We start from the raw sequence: 3,902 nt of genomic DNA, 5'->3' as shown, positions 1-3,902 counted from the left end.
CTTCCCGCCGGGTCGATGAACCCCCACCGCCCGCCCGAGCACACGGCGGCCACCCCCTCGCTGAAGCGGGACGCGCGATCCCAGACCGGCTGCAGGAACCAGTCGATCCGCGCGGCCCCGGCCTCGCCGCAGAACGTCAGCAGAGCGGCCAGAAAGGCAAAGGTGGCGTGGAGGATTCCTGTCCTCCGCATGGCATCCGGAGGTTAATTCGAGGGGGAGGTCCGCCGAGGGGCTGGCAGGACGTCGGGGGACGCCTCGCTCCAGAGGGTGTAGAAGCCCCACTCGTCCGTCTCCTCCTGCGCCCCCAGGAAGTCCAGGACGGCGCGCCCCACGCTCTGGAGCCGCGCCACTCCCTCCTTCGATATCCCAAAGTGGTTGAAGGCCCTTCCCGTCCCGGCATAGGTCACCTCCGTGCGACGGACGTGCCTGCCGGAGGGCATGAGGAGGACCTGCAACGGGGCCGCGGCAAGTCGCGTCAGGCGCGTGCGGCCGTCGTCCTCCCTCTCGAACTCCGCGGAGAGGATGCAGGTCCGCTCGCGAGGCAGCGTGCGCTGGAACGAGACGAAGTTCCCCAGCGACCAGGCGATCGCCCGGGCCGCACCGTCCTCTCCGACGCGCACCTCCACGGGCTGAAGGACGTGGGGGTGCGTCCCGATCACCAGGTCGGCCCCCTCCGCCAGAGCCTGATCCGCCGCCTGTCGCTGGCGCGCGTTCGGCGAGAAGTGGTACTCGTCCCCCCAGTGGAAGCACGCCACGACGACGTCCGGGCTCAACGTCCGCGCCCGCGCCATGCCCTCGGCGATGGCGCGCTCTGAGATGACGTTGAGGTGTACGTCCTTCGAGGCGGGGCTTCGGTTGCTGCCGTAGGTCCAGTTGACGAAGGCCCAGCGAAGCCCCTCCCGCTCCAGCAGGAGGGCGTCGTTCGCCGGCACCTCCTCCGTCCCGAGCCCCGTCCAGGCGATGCCCGCTCCGTCCAGGACCTCCGCCGTGCGCCGTGCGCCCGAGGCACCTCGATCCAGGATGTGGTTGTTCGCCAGGGTCACCAGGTTGATCTCAAGCCCCTTCAGCGCCTCCGCCAGGGAATCCGGAGTGTTGAACGAGGGGTATCCGGCGTAGCCGCGGGCCTCGCCGGCAAAGGTCGTCTCCAGGTTGCCCACGACAAAGGCCCCGGCCAGCAGGGGCTTCACGCGGTGGAACTGCGGGGCGAAGTCCCAGGTCCTGCCCTTCTTCGGGTCGTTGCGCTCCGCCGCATCGATCTGCTGGATGTGCGCCATGATGTCGCCGATGAAGAGCACCCGCGCGCGAACCGGCGCCGCCTGCGCCCTGGAGGCCGCCAGGGACAGAAGCAGGACCGCCGCCCCAATGACGCTACGCATCTTAAAGGTCCGGAACATTTCGCAGAGAACCTCCTTAGAGAAAAAGGTCGTTCCACTTCCTGTTCTATTCTACCTCATAACGCGTGAATGCCGGATTGCTCCGCTAAAAGCGACAGGCAGGTTGAAAGCGCGGGGCGCGGATGAAACAAGGGGGCGGTCCCAAACCGTCCCCCTTATCGTTAGCTTAACCCGTCGGGAGATACCCCGACGCGACGTCTTCCGCCTCAGAAAGGACGTGTCCCTGCGGGCCAGATACAATCAACGGGCGAGGTTGAAGGTCAAACCTGCCCCGTTTTTTCCAGGGACTGGATTTCCTCCAGGGACAGTCCGGTTGCCTCTGCGATTCTGGTTAAGTCCAGCCCCATCCGAAGCAGGTTCCGAGCCGCTTCCGTTCGGCCGAGTTGTATGCCCCTTGCCTCTCCCCTTCCCTCCACCTTGTCCAAAACGCTCAGCATAGTAACGCTCTCCCCCTCCCTGAATTGATTCTGCGCCTCCTCAAAGCGGATGGTCTCGCGTCAGTGCCGACAGCAGCTTCAGCACCCCGTCCACGTGCTTCACAACCTGACGAGAGGGGACGTAATCCCGGTTCCGCCTCATCTGCACAAAGTAGTCCGCCACGATCCTGAAGTCGCTCGTGAAACGATCGCGCCCCTCCAGGGCGCCTCTTATTCGTGTACTTCGACAACTTTTCCGCTTATCGTCTAAAAGCTTGGAGATGAAATTACCTTCCCTCGGAGCAGACCGATCTTATCCAATCGAAAAGTTCGTCCAGGTCGTAGTCGCCGCCATGCCCCTGCCCCCAGGGCACCGCGAAATTGACGTCAAGCCCGGCTTTGTCGAGAACTGTGGCCAGGATGACGGGAACGGCAAGAGAGGTATCGCTATCGACGGCCCCGTGGCGAATCCTCCAGTGCCGTGCGGGCGTTACCCCCTCGAGTCCGATGTAATTCATCGGGTTCAGCATCTTGACGATAGCGCTTTCAGCCAGGGCCCCGCCCGCAGTGTCGTGATCCTGCCCAAAACGCGTGAAGTGCTGCGCCTTGACAGATTGGGTGCCGAACAGCTCGTTCTCTCCCGTGCTCAGGTCCAGCGCGTCGAAAGCCGGAGCCGTCTTCATTCTCCCGGCGTACCGAATGTACGCCTCGAAGTCGATCGCAGTCACCTTCCCATCCCGAACCGTCAGCCACTCCAGGGCAGACAGGTCCGTCCCCTGATCCATCGCTCTTTGAGCGGAGGCAATCACCCAGGACCCGACATAGTCCTTGAAGGACCCATTGCCGTCGGCATCGAGGGTCAACGTCGCCCCGCCTCCTTCGAGTTTCAGTCCGTTCAGGTATCCTGTGAAATGACGCTTCAACTCCCCGGAGGCCCGTTTCTGCTCCTCCGTCAGCGTTCCCTTTACCTTGGGACGAGCCTCTTGCGAGATGACGGCGCGCCCTCCGGGAGATGGCATCGTCCCTGGCATCATCGTCTGCTCGTAATCGTTGACGCCGTTAAACAGCCACTCGTAAGCCATGTCGGCGTGCTCCAGGTTCGTGATAGGGCAGTAGGCGGAGACGGCAAAGATATCGTCGCTTGCCTCGGCCGCGCCGAGCAAAGTCAGGTAGGGTTCGTAGTCCGGGGCGTTCCCGGTCGCGCCAAGCAGTGCGGAGAGGGCTCCTCCGGCGCTGGTACCATTTGAGACGATCCTCGCAGCGTCACCAGGCATCCGTTTGTCGTTGTGGTGCAGGTAGCGTACCGCGGCCTTCAGGTCCACGATGCAGGCCGGGGCCTTGCCCGTATATCGGCCGGCCTCGTCCTGAGTCGTCCGACCGCGTACACCGGGCGAGGCCACAACATACCCCCGGGACAGGGCCAGGAACGAGGCGTTCGGGTTCCCGTCTCTGTCCTCTCCGGGACCTCCCGGCTCCCCCGGAAAGTAGCCGCCAACCGTGTTCGGGAAGAAGATTGGCGCCGTTTCGGCAGTATAGCCGTCGACGGTTCCCCCCTCGAAATACGGCTTGGGGATGTAGATGTTCATGACCTGAAGCTTTGCATCCGCCGGTCGGCTCACGTAAGGGACGTTCTCGTAGGCGCGGTAGGTGATGGTACTGCCCTTCAACGTCAGGGTCACCGTGTCCCCCGAGTCCGGATCGAACTCCAGGTCTGCGGCCTCGCCCGCCCCTGCAAGTCCCGCAAGCCAAACGAGTCCCAACATAAAGACACTCCACGAATTCGTCATCGTGATATCTCCTCTCAACGCGTATCGGTGCGAATCACTCGTCCGCCTAAGGGCGGAATGCCCCGTCCGAGGTTACCGTGGCCTACCTATAAGGCTTCCGCCCAGGCCGTCTCGCGGAACCCGATCAGCACGATCTCCTCCGTCACCAGCAGGGGGCGTTTCACGAGCATCCCATCGGATGCCAGCAGCCTCAGTGCCTCCTCCTCGCCCATCTCCGGCAGTTTGTCCTTGAGCCCCAGGGCACGATAGTTCATGCCGCTGGTGTTGAAAAAGCGCTTCAGGGGCAGATTGCTTCGTCTTTGCCA

At 63.6% G+C, this 3,902-nt stretch carries 6 protein-coding genes; all 6 read right to left on the bottom strand.

Translation table 11 applies throughout. The features are described from left to right. The coding region (locus tag Q0629_RS02425; protein ID WP_298778479.1) for a WG repeat-containing protein at positions 1-191 on the bottom strand (191 nt) is incomplete at its 3' end. A gap of 12 nt (positions 192-203) precedes the next feature. After that, complete coding sequence (locus tag Q0629_RS02420; protein WP_298778477.1) at positions 204-1,394, bottom strand: CapA family protein; 1,191 nt, start codon at positions 1,392-1,394, stop codon at positions 204-206. Positions 1,395-1,654: 260 nt separating this feature from the next. Next, a complete protein-coding gene (locus Q0629_RS02415) occupies positions 1,655-1,831 on the bottom strand; it encodes a hypothetical protein (RefSeq protein WP_298778475.1) in 177 nt (58 codons plus the stop codon). Positions 1,832-1,871: 40 nt separating this feature from the next. Next, the gene (locus Q0629_RS02410; protein ID WP_298778473.1) at positions 1,872-1,994 is read right to left on the bottom strand and encodes a hypothetical protein; all 123 of its coding nucleotides are present in this window, start codon (positions 1,992-1,994) and stop codon (positions 1,872-1,874) included. Positions 1,995-2,097: 103 nt separating this feature from the next. Next, the gene (locus Q0629_RS02405) at positions 2,098-3,573 is read right to left on the bottom strand and encodes a subtype B tannase (RefSeq protein WP_298778471.1); all 1,476 of its coding nucleotides are present in this window, start codon (positions 3,571-3,573) and stop codon (positions 2,098-2,100) included. 110 nt (positions 3,574-3,683) lie between these two features. Then, on the bottom strand, positions 3,684-3,902 hold a 219-nt coding region (locus Q0629_RS02400; protein ID WP_298778468.1), incomplete at its 5' end, for an ArsC/Spx/MgsR family protein.

The sequence above is a fragment of the uncultured Fretibacterium sp. genome, assembly GCF_938030725.1.
Lineage (GTDB): Bacteria > Synergistota > Synergistia > Synergistales > Aminobacteriaceae > Fretibacterium.
This window is presented reverse-complemented; position numbering and strand designations above follow the sequence as displayed.

Bases quoted from the DNA above. Each gene is read 5' to 3' on its own strand.
- Q0629_RS02420 (WP_298778477.1), bottom strand. From the start codon at position 1,394: ATGTTCCGGACCTTTAAGATGCGTAGCGTCATTGGGGCGGCGGTCCTG.
- Q0629_RS02415 (WP_298778475.1), bottom strand. From the start codon at position 1,831: ATGCTGAGCGTTTTGGACAAGGTGGAGGGAAGGGGAGAGGCAAGGGGC.
- Q0629_RS02405 (WP_298778471.1), bottom strand. From the start codon at position 3,573: ATGTTGGGACTCGTTTGGCTTGCGGGACTTGCAGGGGCGGGCGAGGCC.